This window comes from Devosia sp. Z6_126 (assembly GCF_058133495.1).
Map to the genome: position 1 here is coordinate 124,849 of NZ_JBYUNO010000002.1, position 22,092 is coordinate 146,940.

The 22,092-nt window shown below is 63.6% G+C and carries 24 protein-coding genes and 1 tRNA gene; 20 read left to right on the forward strand and 5 right to left on the reverse strand.

Annotated features, from left to right (window positions below; translation table 11 throughout):
• Positions 1-35: 35 nt before the first annotated feature.
• Positions 36-848 (reverse strand): DUF1206 domain-containing protein, encoded by an 813-nt coding sequence (locus AC3YOG_RS07395; RefSeq protein ID WP_172123301.1) that lies wholly within the window; start codon positions 846-848, stop codon positions 36-38.
• 315 nt (positions 849-1,163) lie between these two features.
• Between AC3YOG_RS07395 and AC3YOG_RS07400 the strand changes: the two genes are divergently transcribed.
• The gene (locus AC3YOG_RS07400) at positions 1,164-1,619 is read left to right on the forward strand and encodes a MucR family transcriptional regulator (protein WP_206524712.1); all 456 of its coding nucleotides are present in this window, start codon (positions 1,164-1,166) and stop codon (positions 1,617-1,619) included.
• A gap of 133 nt (positions 1,620-1,752) precedes the next feature.
• Here the strand turns inward: AC3YOG_RS07400 and AC3YOG_RS07405 are convergent.
• Together AC3YOG_RS07405 and AC3YOG_RS07410 are read right to left on the reverse strand one after the other, a co-directional pair.
• Positions 1,753-1,829: transfer RNA gene (locus tag AC3YOG_RS07405), tRNA-Asp, on the reverse strand.
• A 589-nt stretch (positions 1,830-2,418) separates the two neighbouring features.
• Positions 2,419-3,006: a hypothetical protein gene (locus tag AC3YOG_RS07410; protein WP_489934648.1), complete on the reverse strand. Its 588-nt coding sequence runs from the start codon at positions 3,004-3,006 to the stop codon at positions 2,419-2,421.
• Positions 3,007-3,461: 455 nt separating this feature from the next.
• On the opposite strand from AC3YOG_RS07410, the gene AC3YOG_RS07415 reads away from it, so the two are divergent.
• The 12 genes from AC3YOG_RS07415 (at position 3,462) to AC3YOG_RS07470 (ending at position 13,845) form a co-directional block, all read left to right on the forward strand.
• On the forward strand, positions 3,462-6,407 hold the full coding sequence (locus AC3YOG_RS07415) for a monovalent cation/H+ antiporter subunit A (RefSeq protein ID WP_489934649.1): 2,946 nt from the start codon (positions 3,462-3,464) through the stop codon (positions 6,405-6,407).
• Positions 6,407-6,748 carry a Na+/H+ antiporter subunit C gene (locus AC3YOG_RS07420; RefSeq protein WP_172123298.1) on the forward strand — a complete coding sequence of 114 codons (342 nt, stop codon included), beginning with the start codon at positions 6,407-6,409 and terminating at the stop codon, positions 6,746-6,748. The genes AC3YOG_RS07415 and AC3YOG_RS07420 overlap by 1 nt, the downstream gene beginning before the upstream one ends.
• Positions 6,745-8,373, forward strand: coding sequence for a monovalent cation/H+ antiporter subunit D (locus AC3YOG_RS07425; protein ID WP_489934650.1), 1,629 nt, complete (start codon positions 6,745-6,747; stop codon positions 8,371-8,373). Before AC3YOG_RS07420 ends, AC3YOG_RS07425 begins: the two co-directional genes overlap by 4 nt.
• Complete coding sequence (locus tag AC3YOG_RS07430) at positions 8,370-8,858, forward strand: Na+/H+ antiporter subunit E (protein ID WP_172123296.1); 489 nt, start codon at positions 8,370-8,372, stop codon at positions 8,856-8,858. The genes AC3YOG_RS07425 and AC3YOG_RS07430 overlap by 4 nt, the downstream gene beginning before the upstream one ends.
• A complete protein-coding gene (locus AC3YOG_RS07435) occupies positions 8,855-9,136 on the forward strand; it encodes a K+/H+ antiporter subunit F (protein WP_127753029.1) in 282 nt (93 codons plus the stop codon). The genes AC3YOG_RS07430 and AC3YOG_RS07435 overlap by 4 nt, the downstream gene beginning before the upstream one ends.
• Positions 9,133-9,513 carry a monovalent cation/H(+) antiporter subunit G gene (gene mnhG / locus AC3YOG_RS07440; RefSeq protein ID WP_489934651.1) on the forward strand — a complete coding sequence of 127 codons (381 nt, stop codon included), beginning with the start codon at positions 9,133-9,135 and terminating at the stop codon, positions 9,511-9,513. The genes AC3YOG_RS07435 and mnhG overlap by 4 nt, the downstream gene beginning before the upstream one ends.
• 282 nt (positions 9,514-9,795) lie before the next feature.
• The gene (rnk, locus tag AC3YOG_RS07445; RefSeq protein WP_489934652.1) at positions 9,796-10,209 is read left to right on the forward strand and encodes a nucleoside diphosphate kinase regulator; all 414 of its coding nucleotides are present in this window, start codon (positions 9,796-9,798) and stop codon (positions 10,207-10,209) included.
• A gap of 125 nt (positions 10,210-10,334) precedes the next feature.
• Complete coding sequence (locus AC3YOG_RS07450) at positions 10,335-10,877, forward strand: GreA/GreB family elongation factor (RefSeq protein ID WP_489934653.1); 543 nt, start codon at positions 10,335-10,337, stop codon at positions 10,875-10,877.
• Between the two features lie 40 nt (positions 10,878-10,917).
• Complete coding sequence (locus AC3YOG_RS07455) at positions 10,918-11,310, forward strand: GreA/GreB family elongation factor (RefSeq protein WP_127753025.1); 393 nt, start codon at positions 10,918-10,920, stop codon at positions 11,308-11,310.
• Positions 11,311-11,880: 570 nt separating this feature from the next.
• Positions 11,881-12,156 (forward strand): hypothetical protein, encoded by a 276-nt coding sequence (locus tag AC3YOG_RS07460; RefSeq protein ID WP_489934654.1) that lies wholly within the window; start codon positions 11,881-11,883, stop codon positions 12,154-12,156.
• A 145-nt stretch (positions 12,157-12,301) separates the two neighbouring features.
• Positions 12,302-12,688 carry a response regulator gene (locus AC3YOG_RS07465; RefSeq protein ID WP_489934655.1) on the forward strand — a complete coding sequence of 129 codons (387 nt, stop codon included), beginning with the start codon at positions 12,302-12,304 and terminating at the stop codon, positions 12,686-12,688.
• An 86-nt stretch (positions 12,689-12,774) separates the two neighbouring features.
• A complete protein-coding gene (locus AC3YOG_RS07470) occupies positions 12,775-13,845 on the forward strand; it encodes a M42 family metallopeptidase (protein ID WP_489934656.1) in 1,071 nt (356 codons plus the stop codon).
• A 15-nt stretch (positions 13,846-13,860) separates the two neighbouring features.
• Here AC3YOG_RS07470 and AC3YOG_RS07475 read toward each other — a convergent pair whose 3' ends face one another.
• Positions 13,861-14,244 (reverse strand): rhodanese-like domain-containing protein, encoded by a 384-nt coding sequence (locus AC3YOG_RS07475; RefSeq protein WP_172123279.1) that lies wholly within the window; start codon positions 14,242-14,244, stop codon positions 13,861-13,863.
• A gap of 154 nt (positions 14,245-14,398) precedes the next feature.
• Between AC3YOG_RS07475 and AC3YOG_RS07480 the strand changes: the two genes are divergently transcribed.
• From AC3YOG_RS07480 to AC3YOG_RS07510, 7 genes are all read left to right on the forward strand, one after another.
• A complete protein-coding gene (locus AC3YOG_RS07480) occupies positions 14,399-14,869 on the forward strand; it encodes a GNAT family N-acetyltransferase (protein ID WP_172123278.1) in 471 nt (156 codons plus the stop codon).
• Positions 14,870-14,946: 77 nt separating this feature from the next.
• Positions 14,947-15,453, forward strand: coding sequence for an SH3 domain-containing protein (locus AC3YOG_RS07485; RefSeq protein ID WP_489934657.1), 507 nt, complete (start codon positions 14,947-14,949; stop codon positions 15,451-15,453).
• Between the two features lie 152 nt (positions 15,454-15,605).
• On the forward strand, positions 15,606-16,079 hold the full coding sequence (locus AC3YOG_RS07490; RefSeq protein ID WP_172123276.1) for a BA14K family protein: 474 nt from the start codon (positions 15,606-15,608) through the stop codon (positions 16,077-16,079).
• Positions 16,080-16,308: 229 nt separating this feature from the next.
• Positions 16,309-16,545 (forward strand): hypothetical protein, encoded by a 237-nt coding sequence (locus tag AC3YOG_RS07495; protein ID WP_127753004.1) that lies wholly within the window; start codon positions 16,309-16,311, stop codon positions 16,543-16,545.
• Between the two features lie 101 nt (positions 16,546-16,646).
• Positions 16,647-16,943 carry a DUF2934 domain-containing protein gene (locus AC3YOG_RS07500; protein ID WP_489934658.1) on the forward strand — a complete coding sequence of 99 codons (297 nt, stop codon included), beginning with the start codon at positions 16,647-16,649 and terminating at the stop codon, positions 16,941-16,943.
• A gap of 269 nt (positions 16,944-17,212) precedes the next feature.
• Positions 17,213-19,225 (forward strand): ATP-dependent zinc metalloprotease FtsH, encoded by a 2,013-nt coding sequence (gene ftsH, locus AC3YOG_RS07505; RefSeq protein ID WP_489889951.1) that lies wholly within the window; start codon positions 17,213-17,215, stop codon positions 19,223-19,225.
• Positions 19,226-19,257: 32 nt separating this feature from the next.
• Positions 19,258-19,950 carry a VIT1/CCC1 transporter family protein gene (locus AC3YOG_RS07510; RefSeq protein ID WP_127753001.1) on the forward strand — a complete coding sequence of 231 codons (693 nt, stop codon included), beginning with the start codon at positions 19,258-19,260 and terminating at the stop codon, positions 19,948-19,950.
• Between the two features lie 100 nt (positions 19,951-20,050).
• On the opposite strand, the gene clcA is transcribed toward AC3YOG_RS07510, so the two are convergent.
• Positions 20,051-21,391 carry a H(+)/Cl(-) exchange transporter ClcA gene (clcA, locus tag AC3YOG_RS07515; RefSeq protein ID WP_489934659.1) on the reverse strand — a complete coding sequence of 447 codons (1,341 nt, stop codon included), beginning with the start codon at positions 21,389-21,391 and terminating at the stop codon, positions 20,051-20,053.
• Positions 21,392-22,092: the final 701 nt, after the last annotated feature.

Sequence of the window (22,092 nt, forward strand, 5' to 3'; positions counted from 1 at the left end):
CACGGGGCTCACCACAAGGTGAAATTGCCGCCCGGCTAGGTCAAGGCCGCGGCCGCCTGGCGGAGATCGGGCGCGTCAATGCGCCGGTAGCGCGCCTGCACCAGACCGTAAAGCCCGAACGCCACGAGGCCCAGCGCAGCAAGACCATAGAGAATGCGGCCGAACGGCAGGTGGCGGATATAATCGAGTGCTTCGGTTGTGCTTCCAGCTTGCTGCGGATCGACCGCCAGCGCGGCAAACACGAACAATACGCCCACCACTGCAAACAGGACGCCCCGCGCTGCTAGGCCGAACAGGCTCACTGCATGGATTTTGCCGGCATGTTCGGCCGGAATGGAAAGGCGGTCTTGGTACTTCTTGGAGTAACCGCGCCAAATCTGGAACAAGCCGCCACCAATGATGGCGATCCCCACCGCGCCGACCAGCCAGCGGCCGAAAGGTTGTCCCATCAACCAGGCGGTCATGCTGTCTTCGCCGTTGGAGCCGCCCTGCCCACCCGCTCCCAGGGCGAGGCTTGCTGCGGCGATCGCCAATGTAGCGTTACCCGCCGCGCTGATCAGGCTGGCGGCCCTGGCGCCCAGACCCTTGGCATCGCTGCCGTGGTGATCGGCATCGAGAAAGGCCTGCGCCAGCCGCCACGCCACATAGCCAAACAGGCCCACCGCCACTGCGCTCAGCAGCACTCGCCCAAAGGGCGCGCCCAGGAGGTTCCCCAAAGCATTCTCGTTACTGGCTTGCTGGCCTGCGCCATAGAACGCGCTGGCGAGCGCCAAGCCGCCGAGCAGGACATAAACAATCCCGCGCGCCGCATATCCCCACCGCGCCAATAACTCGAACTTGTTCTTCATGCCGCTCTCCAAATCAGGCCTGAGGAACTGCCTGCACGCGAGCAGGTTCCCTTCGCCGGGGAGCGCACTGGCTGCATCAAAGGGACTTCTACCCATTGAACGCCTGGCAAAGCCCGAGGTGATGCTCTGCGAGCAGTACCGCTGCTGATTGGCCACCTGGGGTGACGATCGGCGACAACCTCAAGAACACCGCCTAGCGCCCCGGACCCAAGCTCCCTCGCCTCAGCTATGCTGGCTAATCACCTAATGACTTTTGTGGAGTGGGTGAGCGCGGAAAAAACGCCAATTCTGGGCCGGTGAACTCACCGAATGAACATGACTGAACCGCTCACCAAAGCTCAGGTCTTTCAAGCCGCCGCGACCGTTGCCAGTGGCTATTTCGCTGGCAGTCCCACCGCTTTGGCGGAGGTTGGGCCGGCCTTTGCCAAAATTCTCCAGATCGTGGCTGCGGCCGGCGGTCCGGGTGGCAATATCTCGGGCCTCGAGCCCGCGGTCCCGTTCGACCAATCCATCAAGCGCGACTTCATCATCTGCATGGTCTGCGGAAAAAAGCTGCGCAGCCTCAAGCACCATCTGCGCTCGCTCCACAGCCTCACCCCCGAGCACTACCGCTCGATGTGGAACCTGCCCGACAACTATCCGATGGTCGCCGAAGAACTGTCACTGGTGCGCTCCGACATTTCGCGCAAGACCCAGGCCGACTTCAAGGCCGCGCACGGCATGTCCCTGCCCCGCGCCAAGCCACCGCGACGCCGGCAACGCAGCGCCTAGGCAGGCACCACAGCCCAAAAAGACAAATTCCAGGCGTCGCAGAAGCCCGAGAATATCTGTAATGAAGGGGATCGGGCCACCTGCCCGCACAACGCGCCCCCTTCCAAATTCTCGACAAGATCAAGAAGAAGGGTGGCGCGAGAGACGGGGCTCGAACCCGCGACCTCCGGCGTGACAGGCCGGCGCTCTAACCAACTGAGCTACTCCCGCAGCGGCAAACTGTCTGTCTGCGCAACGTGTGGTGGATGTACCCAGCGCCCCCTGCCAAGTCAAGCAGCCAAAACCGTTTCGGCGAGAAATTTCGCTTGGCCTGCAGCGCTGTGGATAACTTTGCGCTCGCGCTACCCGAGCCTCGCCGGCCTTCTGTCACCCCTCTGCAAAAGGCGCCGCAGATCAGCCCCGGATGTCCCAAAACAAACCTTCCCGCAGCTTGGCGCGAGGGACGGCGCCGGCATGAACTGCCCAAACAAAATGCCAGCTGGCACACGCCCGCGCCAAACAAGCCGCCGGCCGTTTTCTTGGGCCGTATCAGACAGCCCTAGCCGTAGCGCTGCTTTCCAGGCGCTGCAGTCGGCAAAATTGCTTGCCGCAACACGCCGGCACCCTCACGCCAATGACCTCAGCTCACCTCGGGCGGTGGGACACAAAAAGAACCGGTCCGCCGATCCGGGATCGACATTTCCGTCACGAAAGCCCGAATTTTCCGTCGCCGTGCCATCCAATGCGGCGAATCTGCGCGGAATCAGCCGGGCTGCCCCCGACTCGCACCACGTCGGCTCTTCATCGCTCCGCCAAGAGGCTAAAGCTTGAAGCGCAGGCCCAGCGTCGCCGCGTTTGACCCGTCGATCTCGGCGATCACTCCATACCCTCCCGAGCGGTGATGAATGCGGGCAAACATTTCGAGGTCCGGGAAGTCGGCATGCGACACGGCAATTTCCGGGCCCATATAAAAGAGCACCGGTACGTTCCGGTCGATCCAGCCGGCCCGCTCCTTTTCAACGCCGATAGTGTCGGACACCATCGAGATGCCGCCGGTAATTGCTGGCGAGATGGTGACATCGCCGATGGTCACGCCATCGTTCTTGAGCACCACCCCGGTCCAGATCTCGGCTGATGCTTCCTGCCCCACCCGCATCCCCACCCCAAGCTCGAGGCCAAAGTGGAAATTGGCCGGCAGGTCGGCAACAAAGGTCTGGTAGCCTGCCCCCACGAAATAGTTGTCTTCATAATGGGGCCGCCAGAACGCGGCAGTTTCCCAGACCCACTCGTCCTGAAAGCGTCCCCCGAAAATAAAGAGGTTTGAGCCATCGGTAATTGGTCCGGCATAGCTCGGCGCTGCTGACAAGGCAGCCACGGCAATGCAGGCCCCTATTTTGGCACGGTACATATGCAATACTCCGCATGCCCCCGGCCCAACCGTACCGGCTACGCCGGCCATGGGCAATAAATCTCCCGGTGATTGTGAACGCATAAGGTAAAGCTGGCGTTCTGCCTTGGGGATTGGCGCCACTGCCACGAGCGCAGCCCACTGCTTGATCACCATTTCGGAGGGAAAGTGTCTGGGAAAACGGCGCCACAGCGGAAATGCCGCCCGCTGCTCCTGGCCGGATTTCGGATGGGGTCCATCCCTGCCGCTGGGGAGATAATCGCCCCGCCAGGGTCATGATCTCGGTTTGGAGCGGGGCGGCCGGGCCCAAGGACTGGTCGGGGTGCCAACAAGTTGCAGGGCAGGACAAGCGCTTCCGCGACAATGTTTCGGGTTGCGCTGAGCTGCTACTCCAGTAACAAGCATCTGGTATCCCAGCCTCCCCCCAAAACTACTCAAAGGTGCCCGCCCGGACAATGACCCCGTCTGTTTTGCTGATCGCGGTTCTGCTCTTGCCCTTCATGGCTGCTATTGTCGCAGCGGTGTTGCCCTCAAATGCGCGGAACGCGGAAGCGTGGCTGGCGGGTGCCGTGGCGGCACTGGGCTTTGCCGCCATGGTCTGGCTGTTTCCCCAGATCGGCGATGGCGATGTGATCCGCCACGAGATCAGCTGGGTGCCGGCACTCAATCTCAATCTCGTGCTGCGGCTGGATGGGTTTTCCTGGCTCTTCGGGGTTCTGGTCACCGGCGTCGGGTTCCTGGTGGTGCTTTATGCCCGCTATTACATGTCGCCCAATGACGCGGTGCCGCGCTTTTTCGCGTTCTTTCTGGCCTTTATGGGCTCGATGCTGGGCCTGGTGCTCTCGGGCAACATCATCCAGATGGCAGTGTTCTGGGAGCTGACCTCGATCACCTCGTTCCTGCTGATCGGGTACTGGTTCCATCTCGGGCAGGCGCGCGACGGCGCGCGCATGGCCCTCACTGTCACCGGACTTGGCGGCCTGTGCCTGCTCGTCGGCATGCTGCTGATCGGCCATATTGTGGGCAGCTATGACCTTGATGTGGTGCTGGCTTCGGGCGATACGATTCGCAATCACCCGCTTTACCTGCCTACCTTGCTGCTGGTGCTGATGGGGGCGCTGACCAAATCGGCCCAGTTCCCGTTCCATTTCTGGCTGCCCCACGCCATGGCGGCCCCCACCCCCGTTTCGGCCTATCTGCATTCGGCGACGATGGTGAAGGCGGGCGTGTTCCTCCTTGTCCGCTTTTGGCCAGTCCTGGCCGGCACCGACCAATGGTTCTGGATTGTTACCTCCGCCGGACTGATCACCTTGGTGTTTGGGGCCTTCGTCGCCATCTTCCAGACCGATCTCAAGGGCCTGCTGGCTTATTCAACCATCAGCCATCTCGGCCTGATCACCGCCCTTTTGGGCATGTCGACCCCGCTGGCGACCGTGGCCGCGATCTTCCACATCGCCAATCACGCGACCTTCAAGGCTTCGCTCTTCATGGCGGCGGGCATCATCGACCATGAAACCGGCACGCGCGACATCCGCAAGCTGAGCGGCTTGTTCCGCTACATGCCCTTTACCGCCACCCTTGCGATGGTCGCCAGCGCCGCCATGGCCGGAGTGCCGCTGCTCAACGGCTTTTTGTCCAAGGAAATGTTCTTCGCCGAAACGGCGCAGCGCGACGCCAATCCCTTTGTCAACATTGCCCTGCCTGCTGCCGCCATTCTCGGCAGCCTCTTTGCCGTCACCTATTCGCTGCGCTTCGTGCTGGGCGTCTTCTTCGGTCCCCCGCCGCAGGGCTTGACCAAGGTGCCGCATGAGCCGCCGGCGCTGATGCGCCGCCCGATCGAGATCCTCGTTCTGCTTTGCCTCATCGTCGGCATCGTTCCCGGCATCACTATCGGCCCCTATCTAGCGGCGGCCGTGGTCTCGGTCACCGGCCCCGATACGCCTTATTATAGCCTCTCGGTCTGGCATGGCTGGAACTTTGCTCTGTTCATGAGCCTGATCGCCCTGGTCGGCGGCGCCCTGCTGTATTGGGCGCTCCACGCTTATCTGCAAATGGGCATCGAAGGTCCCCCGCTGCTGCGCCGGCTCAAGGGCAAGCGCATCTTCGAGCGCATCATGCTCACCGTCACCTCCAAATGGGCACGGCGGCTGGAAAACTTGTTTGGCACGCGTCGGCTGCAGCCGCAATTGTTTCTGCTGTTTTTCGCCGCTACGGCAGCTGCAGCCGTCATCCTTGCCGGCCGTTTGGGACGGCTCGAACTGCGGCTCGATGGGTTCGATCCGGTGTTCGCCCTGCTTTGGCTCATCGGCATCGTTTGCGCCGTCACCGCCGCGCAGCAGGCCAAGTTCCACCGGTTGGTGTCGCTGGTTCTGCTGGGCGGCACGGGCCTTGTCACCTGCATGACCTTTGTTTGGTTCTCCGCGCCCGACCTTGCCGTCACCCAGCTCCTCGTCGAGATCGTCACCACCGTGCTGATCCTCCTCGGCCTGCGCTGGCTGCCCAAGCGGGTCGAGGACATGCGCGACGTGGTGGTCCTGCGCCGAGCCCGCTTCCGCCGCTATCGCGACCTGTCCCTCGCCTTGGTTGCAGGGCTTGGCCTCGGGCTCCTCTCCTATGCGGTGATGACGCGGCAACTGCCCAACGGCATTTCCGAGTTCTTCCTCGAAAACGCCTACAAGCTTGGCGGGGGCACCAATGTGGTCAATGTCATGCTGGTGGATTTCCGCGCCTTTGATACGCTGGGCGAAATTACCGTCCTGGGCATTGTAGCCGTCACGGTCTTTGCCATTCTGCGCCGCTTCCGCCCTGCGGCCGACTCGATCGACAAGCCCGAGCAACAGTTGATCCAGAATGCCTTCGATGACCGGGCGCCCGAGCGCAGCCCGGGCGACACAGTCAATGAATACCTGCTGATCCCCGCCGTGATCATGCAGTGGATGTTCCCCGTCATCATCGTTTTGGCCCTGCACCTGTTCCTGCGCGGCCATGATCAGCCCGGCGGCGGCTTTGCGGCGGGCATCGTCATGTCGATCGGCTTCATCCTGCAATATATGGCAGGGGGCACGCGCTGGGTGGAGGACCGCCTTCGCATCCTGCCCGTACGCTGGATCGGCAGCGGTCTGCTTCTGGCGCTGCTGGTGGGCATGGCTTCCTTCGTCTTTGGCTATCCCTTCATGACTACGGCATTCCAATATGCCGACCTGCCGCTGATCGGTCGGGTGCCCTTGGCAAGCGCGCTGTTGTTTGACCTGGGTGTCTTCAGCCTCGTGATCGGCGCGACCGTGCTGATCTTGATTGCCCTTGCTCACCAGTCGATCCGTTCGCCCAAGCCCGCGCGGCGCCCCCTGCCGCCGGTGCCCGAAGCGGAAGTGTCGGCCGATGCACCGGTGGAGGCTCGCTGATGGAACTCGTTCTTGCAATCAGTATTGGCGTCTTGGCCAGCTGCGGCGTTTACCTGATGCTGCGCCCCCGCACCTTCCAGGTCATCATTGGCCTGTCGCTCCTGTCCTATGCGGTGAACCTCTTCATCTTCGCCATGGGCCGCCTCAAGATGAACGGCGCGCCCGTTCTGGGCAAAGATGGCGTGGTCGACCCCAGCCTTTATGCCGATCCCGTGCCGCAGGCCCTGGTGCTCACGGCCATCGTCATCGGCTTTGCCATGACGGCGCTGTTTCTTGTGGTGCTGCTGGCCGCGCGCGGTTTGACCGGAACCGACCATGTCGACGGGAGGGAACGGCGGTGACCGGCTTTGTCGATAACCTGATCATCCTGCCCATCCTGTTGCCCATGGCCACCGGTGCGCTGCTGCTGATGTTCGATGATCGCCTGCGCAATGCGCGGGCGCTGGTCAGCCTCGCCTCGACAGTCATGCTGCTGGTGGGCTCGGTCCTGCTCGTGATGCAGGCCAACGCCCAACCCACCGGCGCCTTGGCCGTTTACGAGCTGGGCAACTGGCCCGCGCCCTTTGGCATTGTTCTCGTGGCCGATCGCCTGTCGGCCATGATGGTGCTGGTGACCGCGATCCTTGGCATCTCGGCGCTGGTGTATTCCCTTGCCCGCTGGCACTCCGCGGGCAGCAGCTTCCACAGCTTGTTCCAGTTCCTCTTGATGGGCGTTAACGGCGCCTTTCTCACCGGCGACGTCTTCAACCTCTTTGTGTTCTTCGAGGTGATGCTGGCCGCCTCCTATGGTCTGGCCCTGCACGGCCAGGGCGCCGCGCGCGTCAAGGCCTCGCTGCACTATATCGCCGTCAATCTGGCCGCCTCCTTCCTGTTCCTGATCGGGGCGGCGCTGATCTATGGCGTCACCGGCACGCTCAACATGGCCGATCTCGCGAGCAAGGTCGCCAACATCGCCGAAATGGATCGGGGCCTGCTCGAAACCGGCGCCGCCATTCTGGGCGTCGCCTTCCTGATCAAGGCGGGCATGTGGCCCCTGGGCTTTTGGCTGCCCACCTCCTATGCAGCAGCCGCCGCACCGGTCGCGGCGGTGTTTGCCATCATGACCAAGGTCGGCGTTTACGCCGTGTTGCGGATTTCAACCCTCGCCTTCGGGGCCGAAGCGGGGGTTTCCGCTGGCTTCGGAAACACCGTTCTTTTGGTGGGCGGCCTTGCCACTCTCGCCTTTGGGACCATTGGCGTGCTGGCCGCCCAGACGACGTCCCGGCTCGCCGGTTACAGCGTCCTTGTCTCTTCGGGCACCCTGCTCGCCACCATGGGCATGGGCAATGCAGGCGCCACCAGTGGCGCGCTCTTTTACCTCGTCGTCTCGACCCTCGCCATCTCGGCCTTCTTCATGCTGGTGGAACTGCTCGACCGGGTGCGGATTGAAGGCGCTGATGTGCTCGCCGTCACCATGGAAGCCTATGGCGATGACGAGGAAGGTGATGAAGAAGACGAAATCGGCGTCGCCATTCCCGCGACCCTCGCCGTACTCAGCATCAGCTTTGGCCTTTGTATCCTGCTGATCGCCGGCCTGCCGCCGCTGGCCGGTTTTGTGGCCAAGGTCGCGATCATCTCCGCCATCTTCAACCCCGATGGCCTTACTCAAACTGCGCCCATTCCACCCTCCGCCTGGTGGCTCACCGCCTTGCTGATCTTTTCCGGTTTTGCGGCGCTTGTGGCGCTGACCCGCACCTGGATCAACACCTTCTGGGCCACCATGTCCGAACGCCCAGCGCCGGTCCGGGTGATCGAGATCGCCCCGGTGCTCCTGCTGCTATGCCTCACTGTCGCAACCACCATCCTGGCCGGACCGGCCCTTAGCTACACCCAGGCCATCGCTGACCAGCTTTACACCCCCGCGCCGGTGATCGAGGAAGTGCTGGAGCCACCGGCGCCCGGTCAGCTGGTGGAGGTGGTGCCATGAGAAAGCTGCTGCCCTACCCCATCCTGTCGCTCAGCCTTTTGGTGCTGTGGCTGCTTCTGCAGCAGTCCCTTGGCCTCGGACAAATCCTGCTTGGCGCCGTCATCGCCGTGCTGGCCGCCCGTGCCTTTGCGGCGCTTGAGCCCCAACAGCCCCGCGCCCGTAAGCTCGGGAGCATTTTCCGGCTCGCCGCCTATGTGGTGGTTGATGTGATGCGCTCCAACCTTGCCGTCGCCAGCATTGTGCTACGGGATCGGCACCACCAGCGAACCGCTGGCTTCGTCGTCATGCCGCTGACGCTGCGCGACCGCTCAGGCCTTGCCATTCTCGCCTGCATCATCACCGCGACGCCTGGCAGTGCCTGGCTCGAATATGACGCTGTGCATGCCACCGTGCTGATCCATGTGCTTGACCTCGTTGATGAAGCGACCTGGATCGATACCATCAAGAACCGCTATGAGCGTTTGCTGCTGGAGATTTTCCAATGAGCGCAGCCATTCTCCATTGGTGCCTGTTGCTGTCGCAATTGCTGGTCGGCCTCGCCTTGATCCTTGCCACCTACCGGATGATCCGCGGGCCCCGCGCGCAGGACCGCATTCTTGCGCTCGATGCCTTTTACGTCGCCGCCATGCTCATGCTGGTGCTGTTCGGCATCCGCATTGGCTCCAACATTTATTTCGAAGTGGCTCTGCTGATCGGGGCCCTGAGCTTTGTCGGCACCGTCGCCCTGGCCAAGTTCCTCATGCGCGGCGAGGTCATTGAATGAGCGAAATTCCTGTTTGGCTCGCGGTCCTGGTTGGCGGCCTGTCCATTCTGGGCGCCGCCTTCACCCTCCTGGGCTGCATCGGCTTGGCTCGCTTTGACAGCTTTTACGCCCGCATCCACGCGCCAACCCTGGGCACGAGCCTTGGCAGCATCGCGATTCTCCTCGCCTCGGCCATTTACTTCACCGTCTCCGCCCAGCGTCCGGCCGTCCATGAAGTGCTGATCCTCGTCTTCATCTCGATCACCACCCCCGTGACCCTCATGCTCCTGGCGCGCGCCGCGCTTTATCGTGATCGCGCCGAAAGCAGTGGCGATGTTCCGCTGCAATGGGGTGAGGATATCGTGGTCGAGCGCGCCGACGCCCCCACTCAGGGCTAAGCGCTTCCCCTCGAGTCCCCGTCCCCGCCGCGATGCGGCACGGCGACCCAGCATGGGTTGACTTTAGTTCTGTTGCGCCTACCTTGGGCGTATGAACCCTTGTTTTAACATCCTCCACGCGTTTGCTCGCCGGGCCACTCCGGTCGAAGGATAGTTGCCCTAAGCCTGGCGCTTTGCCGCGAGGTTTAGGGATAGGGATTTTCCATAAGTCATTGTTATAGCTCGCTGCACGGCCCGTTTCGGATCCGGTGTCGCTTGCTGCTATTTACGCGGAGAAGCGTCATGCGCACCCACAATCTACGACCCGCTCTTACGGTCGCTCAAACCGAACATCGTCAATTGCTCGCCCTCGCGGCCTCGGGCGGCGGCTCGCTCAGCGCTGCGGCCGAACGTCTCCTCGAGGAGATGGAGCGGGCCCGCGTCGTTCCCGACGCCAAGCTGCCCAAGGACATCGTGCGCATGGGCTCGCGCGTCCAGTATCGCACCGATCAGGACGAGGTCGTCGACGTCACCCTCGTCTACCCCGCCAAGGCCGATATCTCGCAGGGCCGCATTTCCGTGCTCACCCCCGTGGGCGCGGCGCTGGTCGGCCTGCGCACCGGTCAATCCATAACCTGGGAAACCCGCGACGGGCGCAAGCATGTGCTGACCGTCCAGTCCGTGATCCAGCCCGTCGATGAACCTGCAGAGGCCTAAGATGCGTCCTTCCTTCCCAGCGGTCCGGCACACCCAAGCAAGACCTTTTCCCCTGATCCGCTAGGCATCGTCCTCCGGGTCAGGGGTCTCGTCTGCTGCCAATCCCCCTTGTTCTGGAGTTTCCCATGTCCGACCAGCTCGCGTCCGACCAACCCGAAATCATTCTGACCGCCAAGGACTTTGCCCTGTTGCAAAGCCTCTTGCACGAATACGGCGAACCCTTTGCCGGTGCGGCGGAAATCATCCGCCATAAGCTGGGCGTCGCCCAGGTCATGTTCCCGGCCGATATCCCCGCCGATGTCGTTACCCTCAACAGCCGGGTGCGCTTTCGCGTCGGCAGTGCGCCCACCCAGGATCGCTCGCTGGTCGCGGGGCCCAGCGAAGAGGTCTACGGTCTTACCGTGCTCCTGACCGTGCCGCGCGGCCTTGCCCTTTTGGGTGCAAGGGCGGGGCAAACCGTGCAGGCCCGTCGCCGCGACGGCTCGGTGGAAAATCTCGTGATCGAAGCCGTGCTGTTCCAGCCCGAGCGCCGGCGCTCGTCGCCACCGTTGCAGGTCGTCGCCCGCAATGAGGCCACGCCCTCCCCGCTGGCCCCCCGCAGCCCATCCTCGCGCTTCGTGCCGGCGGGCTTGGGCGGCGGCGACGATCCCGGCCCGAGCGCCGCCTGATCGCCCGAGAGGCACACACTTCAATCATCTGGAGGATGACATGGGTATTTTTGGATCCGATCTTCCCCCCATCATGGTGGGTGAAGCCGATCGTCACGATCTGCTGGTTCTGGCCATGGGCGGCATCGGCCACAGCCCCGACCAGGCCGACGACCTGCTCTACGAACTCGGCCGCGCCAAGCTCGTCGCCGACAAGCGCCTCCCGCCCGATGTGGTGCGCATGGGTTCGCGCGTGGTGGTCAGCTTCAACGGCGCGCCCCCGCAAAGCGGTGTGCTCTCCTATCCCCGCCAAGAAGGGCGCGAGCGCATCTCGATCTTCTCACCCCTCGGCACCGCCCTAATCGGCCTGCGCGCCGGCCAGTCCATGCGCTGGACCGACCGCACCGGCCAGCAACACGAAATCCGGCTTTATTCGGTCAGCAATCCTGGCTAACCCGCTCGGGGGCGGCACCCCGCCCCGGGTACCTTGGCTGTGATAGCCGCCCTCGCCCTTCGAGGCCGCTACGCGGCACCTCAGGATGAGGGCTCATCGAGGTCCCGCAACCGACCAGATCTATCCGAAGCCCTCATGGTGAGGTGCGTAGCGTAGCGTAGCCTCGAACCACGAGGGCGGCCATCACCAGTCCCTGCGGCGCCACCCCCCACAAACTTATCCCCGCCCCCGAAAACCTCAGGCACAATCCCCCTTGTTCCCGGGCAAGCTGCGCGGTCGCGACGAACGGTCGGTGCGGGAATATCGGATGAGTTTGGGGTCGCCCAAGCTCCTTCGGGACGAGGATGATCCGGGACCGATTTCATCCCCCGGTCCAATGAAGCTTCAGGGCTTCTGGCGTTTGGCACGGGTCTAGCCACGGACGGTCCTCACCGAAGAGTCTCCGATGGAGCATGGGGCGAAGCTTGCTTCACCTTCTACCCTTTTGCCGGACGACCGGCACCGAGGCGAACTTCGCCCCATGTCGCAGCCCTCGCTGCGACGCCCGCCTGCCCCATACCCGCACGGCCCATGGCCGGTGCGGCTTTAGCTGCACCGGCACGGTTTCGCCGGCTGGCAGCAGGCACCAAGAAGTCGCCTGCTGCCCTGCTGCCCTGCCGCGCCGACTACCAGGGGCGCTCTTCCAGCGCCACAGTCTTGTCCATGGGCATGCCCAGCTATCTGATCGAGCACCATCGCGAACTGCTCGCGGCAGTGGTTGCCAGAGATGCCGACAGTGCTGATCGCTTGCTGATGCACCATTTCGAAATCGGTTCCGAATTCCAGCGGCGTGCCGCCGCTCGTTGATGCCGCCGGGCATCACGCGGGCCGCCGAAGGCTGGGTCAGACATAGGTTAACGCGTTCATTTAACCTAGGTAGTAGAACGGTCAAGTTGTTGATTGATCTTGGTTAGTCCGGCAACTCCGCCTGCCGGCGGTCCGTTGATCGGGCATGAATACGACTATCGCCGAACCCTGCCGTAAAGCCTTCCTGATCGTCGATGATGAGCCACTTGTTCGGCTCGAGCTTGGAGACGTTGTCCGCGATTGCGGCTTTGACGCCTGGGAGGCCGCCAACACCGCCGAAGCTTTGGCCCTGCTCGAAGCGGACGCGTCCGAAGTGATCGGGCTGATCACCGACATCAACATGCCAGGCACCCGCAGTGGGATTGTTCTGGCCAACCATGTCGGCTGCATCTGGCCCCATATCAACATCATCGTCGTGTCGGCGGTTCGCCGGCCACTGCCGGGTGAATTGCCGTTTCTGGCGAAATATCTCGCCAAGCCGGTGCCAGCCACCAAGCTCGTATCGACCATACACGAACTGGTCCCGCACTGATCCGATGGGCGTGACCGACAGCCAGCCGTTCTATCGCGCCCAGCCGGTGCCCGGGCGCGACCTCACCCTTTGTTGGAAACCAAGCCATGCGGGATCAGTCCCTCCAGTTTTTACGCGATCTGGTGCAAACGCCTTCCCCGAGCGGTTATGAGCAGCGCGTTGCCCAGCGCTACCGCAGCTATGTCGAGCCGCTTGCGGACGCGGTGTCCGTTGATCTGCATGGCAACGTCATTGCCGCCCTCAACCCGGCCGCATCCACCAAGATCATGCTGGCCGGCCACATGGACGAGATCGGCTTCATCCTCCACTATATCGGCGAGGAGGGGCTGCTGTATTTCAGCGCCATCGGCGGGCATGACAGCGTCATCCCGGTTGGCCAGACGATGTGGGTCCACGGCCGAAACGGACGCGTTGCCGGCGTTGTTGGTCGCAAGGCCATTCACCTGATGGATCCGGACGAGCTCAAGGAAAAGCCCAAGCTCAAGGAGCTCTGGATCGACATCGGCGCCGGCTCGCGGGCCGAGGCGCAAGCGGTGGTCGCGCTTGGCGACGTGGTCACCTACCAGCAGGAGTTTCAGCCCTTGCTGGGCGACCGGGCAGTCGGCCGCGCTTTTGACAACAAGGCGGGCCTGTTTATCGTGGCTGAAGCCCTCCGGCTGCTGGCGGAGCACGGTGGCCTCCACCCCGAGGTAGGCGTTTATGCGGTGGGCACCGTGCAAGAGGAGATCGGTTCGCGCGGCGCTCGCACCGCCGCCTTCGCCATTGGGGCGCAAAGCGGGATTGCCGTGGATATGGAACATGCCATCGACTACCCTGGGGTGAGCCCGTCCCAGCACGGGCAACTCGAGCTGGGCAAGGGCCCAACGGTGTCCCTCGGCGCCAACACCAATCGCGTCCTGTTCGACCTGGTGACGCAGGCCGCCGAACGGGAAGCTATTCCCTACCAGGTGCAGGTCGCGCCGGGCGCCACCCCGACCGACGCCAACGCCTTGCAGCTCAACCAGGCCGGCATGGCCACGGGCCTGCTGGGCGTGCCATTGCGCTACATGCATACGCCGGGCGAGGTGGTCAGCCTCACCGATGTCGAGCATTGCGCGCGCTTGGTTGCCGCTTATTGCCGGATGGTCACGCCGGAAACTGACTTCACCCCGCGCTAAACGGGGGGATCCCGGCTAGGAAAGCTTTTCGACCTCGCCGCCATCCTCGACCCAGTCCTTGAAGCCACCAAGGTTAAACACCTGCTGATAGCCCATATCCTTGAGGGTCTTGCCGGCAAGGGCCGAGCGGCCGCCGGAGGCACAATGCAGGATCACCGGGCGGTCCTTGGACAGGTTGGGGTCATGATATTGCGTCGCCTCGTCGGCTCGAAACTCGAGCATCCCACGCGGGATGTGGACCGAACCCGGAATTTTGCCGCTGGCCTGCAACTCGGGCATGTCGCGCACATCCACGATCACCGCATGCTCTTCGGCAACCATCCGGCGCGCGTCCTCGGGCGAGATCCGTGGCACTTCCGCATTGGCCGCCGACAAAAGCTCTTTCACATTGGTCGTCATCGCGTCCTCCTCTTGATCAGGCACAACCTACGCCTCTGCGCCATCCGAGGCCAGTCACCCCGTCGGGGAGCCTACCCGCCCGGCGACCACTGCCACCTCCTCGGGGAACCTGCCGCATTGACCCGCCAGGAGCGAAGGGCCTATTGCTCGCATCATGTCCCCACCAGCCGTAACGATCCGCCAGGCACGGCTTGAAGACCGGCCGTTGCTGAACCAGGTGATGCTCAATGCTTCGCTTGCCGTTGAAACGGGCGAGGTGCTGCGCCGCCTGACCGAAGCGCCGGGGCATTTCCGGATCGACGAAGATTTGCTCCGTCACGGCCAGATCGTCGTAGCCGAAGCCAATGGGGCGCCGGTAGGCTTTGCCGCCTTCAGCATCGGGGGCAGCGAGTTTGCCGAGCTGGCCGGCATGTTCGTTGATCCACCTTATTGGCGCCGCGGCATTGGCCGGCAGATCCTTGAGGCGGTTGAGCGCGAGCTGCTGGTGCGGCAAGCCACCGGCATCCGAGTGGTGGCCGGCACCACAGCAGTGCCGTTCTACCAGGCACAAGGTTTCACCGTTGTCGGCAAAGAAAAAACCCCGCTTGGCCCCGTGGTGCCGGTGATGACCAAATCCATTGGCTAGCACCACAACGGTTTCCCGCTCCGTTCAGGCGCGGTTCACCTCGCCCCTTCTAGTGTCGGCGCAAAGAGGAGGTAGCCATGTCCAAGATCAAGCTTTTGCTTATTGCCGGCGCGACCGCGCTGTCGGCCTTGCTGGGCTCGGGCGTCACCGCGCAGGCTCAGGTGGTGCAAGGGGAGGAACATTGCGTCGTCAACATCCCCGCCACTGAGGGGCTCAATGTCCGCTCCCGCCCGGGTACCAGCAGCCGGGTCGTGACCACCCTGCCCTATGGCAGTTGCGGGGTCATGGTCATGGCGGCATGCCAGGGTTCATGGTGCCCCATCGAGGACGGGCATTATTCCGGCTGGGTCAACCGCCGCTATATCTCCATGGTATCGCCGGCAATCTATTGCGTCACTGGCGTTGCGCGGAATGACGTCCTTAACCTGCGCGCTTATCCCTCCCCAAGCTCGCGCATCCTGACGGGCCTTAGCCCACGTGAATGCGACATCGCCTTCCTGCCCTATGCAGTTGGCAGCTGGCAGAAGGTGCGGGCCGCTGGCTGGGAAGGCTGGGCTAGCCGCCGCTATTTGTCAGGCCAGTGAGGAACACTGGGGCATCTCCTCGCCCGCGGCTTTATCCCCCGTTTGATGTAGATGCTCTCGATCTGTTGAACTTAATTTTCGTTCATACCCGAACGATTTATCTCCCGCGGCATTCCCTAATCATCGCGGTGGGCGAACAAGGAGCAAAAAACATGAAAAAGATTATGGCGGGCGCCTGCGCCGCTCTTATGGCAATCACCAGCTTCGGCGCAGCAAGCGTCCCGGCAGCAGCACAGCCGCTGCAAATCACTTCCGAAGCGCAGTTCCTCACTGTCCAGAACCGTGGATGGGATCGCGGTCGTGACCGTGACCACCGCCGTGGTGGCTTCGAGCGCCGTGGCAACTATGGCTACTATAATGGTCACCGTGGCTCGCGGGAACGCCGCTCGGGCTGGCGTCAGCACAATGGCTACTGGTTCCCACCGGCGGCCTTCATCGCTGGTGCCATCATCGGTGGTGCGATTTCCAATCAGAACAACAACAACAGCAATTCGGGCCCGGTCCGCATCACTCGCGAGCATCTGCGCTGGTGCGAAAGCCAGTACCGCTCGTACCGCGCTTCGGATAACACCTTCCAGCCCTTTAACGGGCCGCGCCAGCAGTGCGTATCCCCCTATATGCGCTAAGCGCGTCTACAATCCTCCAGCAAGGCGGCTCTTCGGAGCCGCCTTTTTTGTTGGGGCGGAGCTTACCGCGTCACCTGAACACTGGCGATCCGGAACCAAAACTGCCGGTCCGCCGCCGATTGATCCTTCCGGTGTGCATGTCGGTGCCTGCGGGCGATCAGCCCTAGACGGCGCAGCACCGGGGTCAACAATTTGCCCCTCCGTGCTAGACTGCAGCTTTGGAGTGAGCATGAGTACCAGCGAGCAGCACGAATATCGGGTGGAATCCTACAACACCGATCCTGAGGGGCGCGCCCAGCAGTCGGAGGTGAGCACGGTATTCGCCTCCACCCCGGAAGCGGCCGCGATGAAAGTGCTCCACGAAGAACTGCACACCATCGGCGATATCACCCGCCTGCGCGCCCGGGTGACGCAACTCAGCCAACCGAGCCCAGAGCGGGTCACGACGCTTTACAGCAAGGCGTGATCGCTGGTCCGCGTCCGGGAAACATCGGGCGCTAACCTGGACAGCAATGGCCGAACCCTTCCCTCCTGTCGCGCATTTTGGGCGCTAAGGAGGAGATCGAAATGCCGACACTCGACGACGAAGACATCAAGCGCCGCGCGCACCAGATCTGGGAACGGGAAGGCCGCCCCGAAGGACGTGAGTTCCAGAATTACATGGATGCCGTCGCGGAATTGACGGCGGAAGACGAGAACAGCTCGGATCGCCCGACCCAGGCGCCGTCTGGCCTCAGCACCAATCTGCAGCCCGGCGGCATTGCGCCGGTCGGCGCGGCTCCCGGGGTGGGCAGCATTGGCACCGGTGGCGGCCAAACCGCTGGCAACGCCACCGGCACTGCGCGGGGCGAAAATTCCGAATAGCGGCAGGGCGCCCTTGTCGCGGCGACCGCGCCAAGCTCCCTAGCGTGAGCCCCCGGCCCGCTCCGTTTCGCCGCGGAGCGAGCGAGGCACAATCCTTAAGGATAAGTCCCGCCTTGCCCAAGCAGGGGCGGAACCAATGGTTTTCGCCCTCCGTTTGCCTGCATTGAGCCGAGGCGCACCAGGCCCTGCCATTTCTTCAATCATCCAGTGATGACCCGTAGCGCATCGACTTAGACTTCGTTGTCCAGCTTAGCTCCAAGGTGGGATGAATGTCAGGAAACCAGGCCAGCACACCGCCGGAGCGCAAGCCGCCCGAGCGCACGCCGACGGGCACCAAGCCGCAGCCGACAATGCCATCCAGACGCACTTGGCTGTGGTTCCTGGCGCTGCTGGCAATCAACTATCTCGTCGTCAGTTTGTTGTTTCCGGCGCCCGGAGCCCCCGAGCCGATCTCCTACACGACCTTCCGTGCGGAACTGGCGCGCGACAATGTGGAAGCCATCCATACCCAGGGCGACCGGGTCGAGGGCAGGTTCAAGGCGCCCATCGAATGGGCTCCGCCGGCTACTGAGGGGCAACCAGCCGGCACGCCGCGCACCATTCAGGATTTTACCACCATCCTGCCGATGTTCGTCGACCCGGGGCTCGATACCGAGCTGATCGAGCATGGCGTGGATATCCGCGCCACCCCGCTCCAGACCGAACCTAATCTGTTTGTCACCCTGCTTTATGCCTTCGGGCCGGCCCTGATCATCATCGGGCTTTATGTCTGGCTGTTCCGCCGCGCTGCCAAGCAAGGCGGTGGCATGTTGGGCGGCATGGCCGGTATATCGGGGATCGGCAAAAGCCGGGCCAAACGCTTCGACAAGGAAACCGACAGCAAGGTCACCTTCAACGATGTTGCGGGCATCGAGGAAGCCAAGAACGAACTGGTGGAAATCGTTGATTTCCTGCGCAATCCCGCCAAATACACCCGCCTCGGCGGCACCGCGCCCAAGGGGGTTCTGCTCGTTGGTGCGCCCGGCACCGGCAAGACACTGCTCGCTCGCGCCGTGGCCGGAGAAGCCGATGTGCCGTTCTTTTCCATGAGTGGTTCGGAGTTCGTGGAAATGATCGTGGGCGTTGGCGCCGCCCGCGTGCGGGACCTGTTTCAGGATGCCCGCAAACATGCACCCGCCATCATCTTCATCGACGAGATCGACTCGATCGGTCGCGCCCGCGGCCAGGCGGTGCTCGGCGGCGCCAGCGAACAGGAGCAGACCCTCAACCAGATCCTGACCGAAATGGACGGTTTTTCCAGCCGCGAGGGCATCATCGTGCTCGCCGCCACCAACCAGCCCGACGTGCTGGACCGCGCCCTGCTCCGCCCCGGCCGCTTCGACCGCCGTGTCGTGGTCAATCTTCCCGACAGCAATGGCCGCGAAGCGATCTTCAAGGTGCATACCCGCAAGATCCCCTTGGCGGCTGATGTGGATCTTGCCCATCTCGCCAAAACCACGCCCGGTCTGTCGGGCGCCGATATTCGCAACCTCGTCAACGAAGCCGCGCTCCTCGCCGCTCGCCGCGAAGAAGAAGAAGTGCATCAAAAGGATTTCATTGATGCGCTTGAAAAGATTATCCTGGGTCCCGAACGCCCCATCATCCTGAGCGAAGCCGACAAGGAGCGCGTCGCTTATCACGAAGGCGGCCACGCCATTCTGGGCCTCGTAGTCCCAGGCGCCGACCCGGTGCAGCGCGTCACCATCGTGCCGCGCGGGCAGGCGCTGGGCGTGACTTATCAGCGCCCGCTCACGGACCGCTACAACTACCCAGAGAGCTATCTCCTGGCCAAGATCGTGGGGATGCTGGGCGGGCGGGCCGCCGAAGAAATCGTTTATGGCACCCGCACCACGGGCGCGGAAAACGATATCGAGCAGGCCACCCAATTGGCCCGCCAGATGGTCACCCGCTGGGGCATGAGCGACAAGCTCGGCATGGTGCAACTGGCCCCGCGCCAGAACGCCTGGACTGGCCAGGGCATGCTGGGCAATGACAAGCCCTATAGCGAGGAAACCGCGCGGCTGGTGGACTCCGAAGTGCTTCGGATCATCAATGAGTGCCATGAGCAAGCCAAAGCCCTGTTGCGCGAACATCGCGGCAAGCTCGATGCCCTTGCCCATGCCCTCCTGGACCGGGAAACGCTTGACGAGCACGAGATTCTGGCCGTCACCGGCCTTTCCGGGGAAACCAACCAGCCAGACCAGCCGCCCCAGGAAGCGCTGACACCCGCTGGCGCCGACTAGATGGGGCTGCAGCCCCGCGCAAAGGAACCCTCATGGCGGCGCATCGGGAAGACCATGTTACCAATCGGATCGGCTGGCTGCGTGCCGCAGTTCTGGGCGCCAATGACGGACTGCTTTCAACGGCTAGCCTCGTTGCCGGTGTGGCCGCCGGCTCGGGCGACAGGACCGCTATCCTCCTCGCCGGACTGGCCGGGGCGATCTCAGGCGCTTTGTCGATGGCGGCCGGCGAATATGTTTCGGTCAGTTCGCAACGCGACGCCGAGCGCTCGGACCTTGCCCGCGAAACCCAGGAACTCCAAGCCGACCCCGAGGGGGAACTCAATGAGCTCACCGCCATCTATGCGTCGCGCGGGCTTGATGAAGCCCTGGCCCGCACCGTCGCCACGCAGATGATGCAACACGACGCGCTGGCCGTGCATGCCCGCGAGGAACTCGGCATCGATCAGGGCACCCTGGCTCGCCCGGTGCAGGCCGCCGCTGCTTCTGCCGCCAGTTTTGCCGCCGGCGCCATCATCCCCGTTGCCACAGCCTATTTCGCCGCTGCCGGTCAAACCCTGCTGCCGCTTTATGCGGTAACGCTGGCAGGGCTCGCTCTTCTGGGAGGGCTTGGTGCCTGGGCCGGCAAAACCCCGATCTTCATGCCCATGGTCCGGGTGGTCGGCTGGGGGGCGCTCGCCATGGTGATCACCTCGGCTGCCGGCTGGCTCTTCGGCGTCGCCCTTTAGCTGCCGGCGGCCCCGGGGCCACAATGCAGAGCCGGTAATCAGCCCGGCAAAAGCGCTTTTCGGCAAGCCCTTGCGCCGGGTCATCACTCCGGCGTCGCCGTCATCCATCATTGGCCGGCTTTGCCGGTGCCTTGATGCCGGCCAGCGTGAGCGTGCGCTCCAGCAACTGCTCGTAGATCGGTCGGCCGCCCAACCACTGCGCAGCCAGATTGGCTGCAAGGCAGGTGGTCAGCAGCGGCACCGTCGCGCCGTAGGCACCGGTAAGTTCGAGCGTCAACACCACCCCCACCATCGGCGCGCCGACCGAGGCGGTGAAAAGTCCGCCCATTGCGGCAATGGCAAAGGCCGCCGGCACCACGCCGGCATCGGGCATTGCAGCACTGGCAAGGGCGGCGAAGGCCAGCCAAACGCATCCCGCCAGCGACAGGATCGGCGCGAAGATCCCACCCGGCACGCCCGTTGAATAGCTACCGACCGTGGTGCAGAACCGCGCGGCCGTCAGGGCCAGCAGCACCACCACGCCGGGCTGCTCACGCACCAGTGCCGGGATCAGCGCTTCTCCGCCCGTCACCGTTTGTGGAAACAGGGCCAGCAGCGCCCCCACCAGCAGCCCGACCACGGCCTGGTATAGATAGGGCGCCCGTTCCTGCGCTGCTCCGGCAAAAGCCAGGGCCTTGAGGATGCAAGCGTTGAGCGCGACGCCCACACCACCAAGCACACCGCCGAGCAGCACGAACAAGGGCAGCATGGGCAACGGCACTTCCGGCGCAGCGAGCGCAAGGTCCGGAACAGTACCGCCGATCCATTGGGTCACTACGGTGGCGAGCAGCGCCGCAATGATCACGCCCATATAGGTGCTATAGCGATAGGGAAATTGCCGCCGCGTTTCCTCGATCACGAACAAAACCGCGGCAATCGGCGAATTGAAGGCACAAGCCAAGCCCGCGGCCGCGCCCGCCGCCAGCAAGCCGCTGCGCTCCGTGGCCGTCAGCTGGAAGCGCGCCGAGAGCATCGCCGCCACCGACGCGCCGATATGGATGGTCGGCCCTTCGCGTCCCAGCACCAGCCCCGAGCCGATCGCCGCCGCACCGGCGAAAAATTTGATCGGCAGCACTCGCGTCCAGTGGATCTCGCGCAGGCCATCCATCGCCCCTTCCACTTCCTGGACACCGCTGCCGCTGGCCTCGGGCGCCCAATGGCGCACGAGCGCCACAGCTGCCACCGTCACTGTCATGGTGATCAGCGCTGCCGCGAGTACCAGCAGCGGCCCGTCCACAATTTGGCGCAGCTGCGCGGGCCATTGCAGCAGGGCATTGATCGCGAGGTGGAACATCGACCCGATCGCCCCCGCGATAATCCCCACCATCACGGCCAGGGCGAGATACCGCCGCTGCGCCCGGCGCTCGTCGGGTCTGGATCGTGCTGGAGCAGGATAGTCCATGCGTCCACCCCTCCGGGCCAACACTGCGGCGGCCCGCAGCTTCAAAGGCTGGCCAGCTCTGAAGGGTTACGCGCGAGGGCGGGAAACGAACCCCCTGCCGCGACAAGTTTGTTTAACCATGGTTTCCACTTCCATTCGCGCAGCCAGCATCCGCGCGCCGCCCTCCTGAATTCGAGGCTCCGCTGTGCACTCCACCACAAGGGCTCCGGAGGTGCGGAATGCGCCGAAATGCGCGGGAGCCCTCATGGTGAGGTGCGTAGCGTAGCGTAGCCTCGAACCACGAGGGCGGCCATCACCGCCCCACCCCACAAACTTATCCCCGCCCCCGAAAACCTCAGGCACAATCCCCTTGTTCCCGGGCAAGCTGCGCGGTCGCGACGAACGGTCGGTGCGGGGATATCGGATGAGTTTGGGGTCGCCCAAGCTCCTTCGGGACGAGGATGATCCGGGACCGATTTCATCCCCCGGTCCAATGAAGCTTCAGGGCTTCTGGCGTTTGGCACGGGTCTAGCCACGGACGGTCCTCACCGAAGAGTCTCCGATAGAACATGGGGCGAAGCTTGCTTCACCTTCTATTTCCCGCCGGACGACCGGCACCGAGGCGAACTTCGCCCCATGTCGCAGTTCTTGCTGCGATGCCCGCCTGCCCCATACCCGCACGGCCCAAGGCCGGTGCGGCTTTTAGTGCAGGCGCGTCAGCT

Excerpts from the sequence above, each read along its gene's own strand:
- AC3YOG_RS07465 (WP_489934655.1), top strand. The coding sequence starts at position 12,302 with ATGAATACGACTATCGCCGAACCCTGCCGTAAAGCCTTCCTGATCGTC.
- AC3YOG_RS07415 (WP_489934649.1), top strand. The coding sequence starts at position 3,462 with ATGACCCCGTCTGTTTTGCTGATCGCGGTTCTGCTCTTGCCCTTCATG.
- AC3YOG_RS07400 (WP_206524712.1), top strand. The coding sequence starts at position 1,164 with ATGACTGAACCGCTCACCAAAGCTCAGGTCTTTCAAGCCGCCGCGACC.
- mnhG (WP_489934651.1), top strand. The coding sequence starts at position 9,133 with ATGAGCGAAATTCCTGTTTGGCTCGCGGTCCTGGTTGGCGGCCTGTCC.
- AC3YOG_RS07475 (WP_172123279.1), bottom strand. The coding sequence starts at position 14,244 with ATGACGACCAATGTGAAAGAGCTTTTGTCGGCGGCCAATGCGGAAGTG.
- AC3YOG_RS07395 (WP_172123301.1), bottom strand. The coding sequence starts at position 848 with ATGAAGAACAAGTTCGAGTTATTGGCGCGGTGGGGATATGCGGCGCGC.
- AC3YOG_RS07490 (WP_172123276.1), top strand. The coding sequence starts at position 15,606 with ATGAAAAAGATTATGGCGGGCGCCTGCGCCGCTCTTATGGCAATCACC.
- AC3YOG_RS07500 (WP_489934658.1), top strand. The coding sequence starts at position 16,647 with ATGCCGACACTCGACGACGAAGACATCAAGCGCCGCGCGCACCAGATC.
- AC3YOG_RS07460 (WP_489934654.1), top strand. The coding sequence starts at position 11,881 with ATGGCCGGTGCGGCTTTAGCTGCACCGGCACGGTTTCGCCGGCTGGCA.
- AC3YOG_RS07410 (WP_489934648.1), bottom strand. The coding sequence starts at position 3,006 with ATGTACCGTGCCAAAATAGGGGCCTGCATTGCCGTGGCTGCCTTGTCA.
- AC3YOG_RS07455 (WP_127753025.1), top strand. The coding sequence starts at position 10,918 with ATGGGTATTTTTGGATCCGATCTTCCCCCCATCATGGTGGGTGAAGCC.
- AC3YOG_RS07495 (WP_127753004.1), top strand. The coding sequence starts at position 16,309 with ATGAGTACCAGCGAGCAGCACGAATATCGGGTGGAATCCTACAACACC.
- rnk (WP_489934652.1), top strand. The coding sequence starts at position 9,796 with ATGCGCACCCACAATCTACGACCCGCTCTTACGGTCGCTCAAACCGAA.
- AC3YOG_RS07510 (WP_127753001.1), top strand. The coding sequence starts at position 19,258 with ATGGCGGCGCATCGGGAAGACCATGTTACCAATCGGATCGGCTGGCTG.
- AC3YOG_RS07480 (WP_172123278.1), top strand. The coding sequence starts at position 14,399 with ATGTCCCCACCAGCCGTAACGATCCGCCAGGCACGGCTTGAAGACCGG.
- clcA (WP_489934659.1), bottom strand. The coding sequence starts at position 21,391 with ATGGACTATCCTGCTCCAGCACGATCCAGACCCGACGAGCGCCGGGCG.
- AC3YOG_RS07485 (WP_489934657.1), top strand. The coding sequence starts at position 14,947 with ATGTCCAAGATCAAGCTTTTGCTTATTGCCGGCGCGACCGCGCTGTCG.
- AC3YOG_RS07470 (WP_489934656.1), top strand. The coding sequence starts at position 12,775 with ATGCGGGATCAGTCCCTCCAGTTTTTACGCGATCTGGTGCAAACGCCT.
- AC3YOG_RS07420 (WP_172123298.1), top strand. The coding sequence starts at position 6,407 with ATGGAACTCGTTCTTGCAATCAGTATTGGCGTCTTGGCCAGCTGCGGC.
- ftsH (WP_489889951.1), top strand. The coding sequence starts at position 17,213 with ATGTCAGGAAACCAGGCCAGCACACCGCCGGAGCGCAAGCCGCCCGAG.
- AC3YOG_RS07435 (WP_127753029.1), top strand. The coding sequence starts at position 8,855 with ATGAGCGCAGCCATTCTCCATTGGTGCCTGTTGCTGTCGCAATTGCTG.
- AC3YOG_RS07430 (WP_172123296.1), top strand. The coding sequence starts at position 8,370 with ATGAGAAAGCTGCTGCCCTACCCCATCCTGTCGCTCAGCCTTTTGGTG.
- AC3YOG_RS07450 (WP_489934653.1), top strand. The coding sequence starts at position 10,335 with ATGTCCGACCAGCTCGCGTCCGACCAACCCGAAATCATTCTGACCGCC.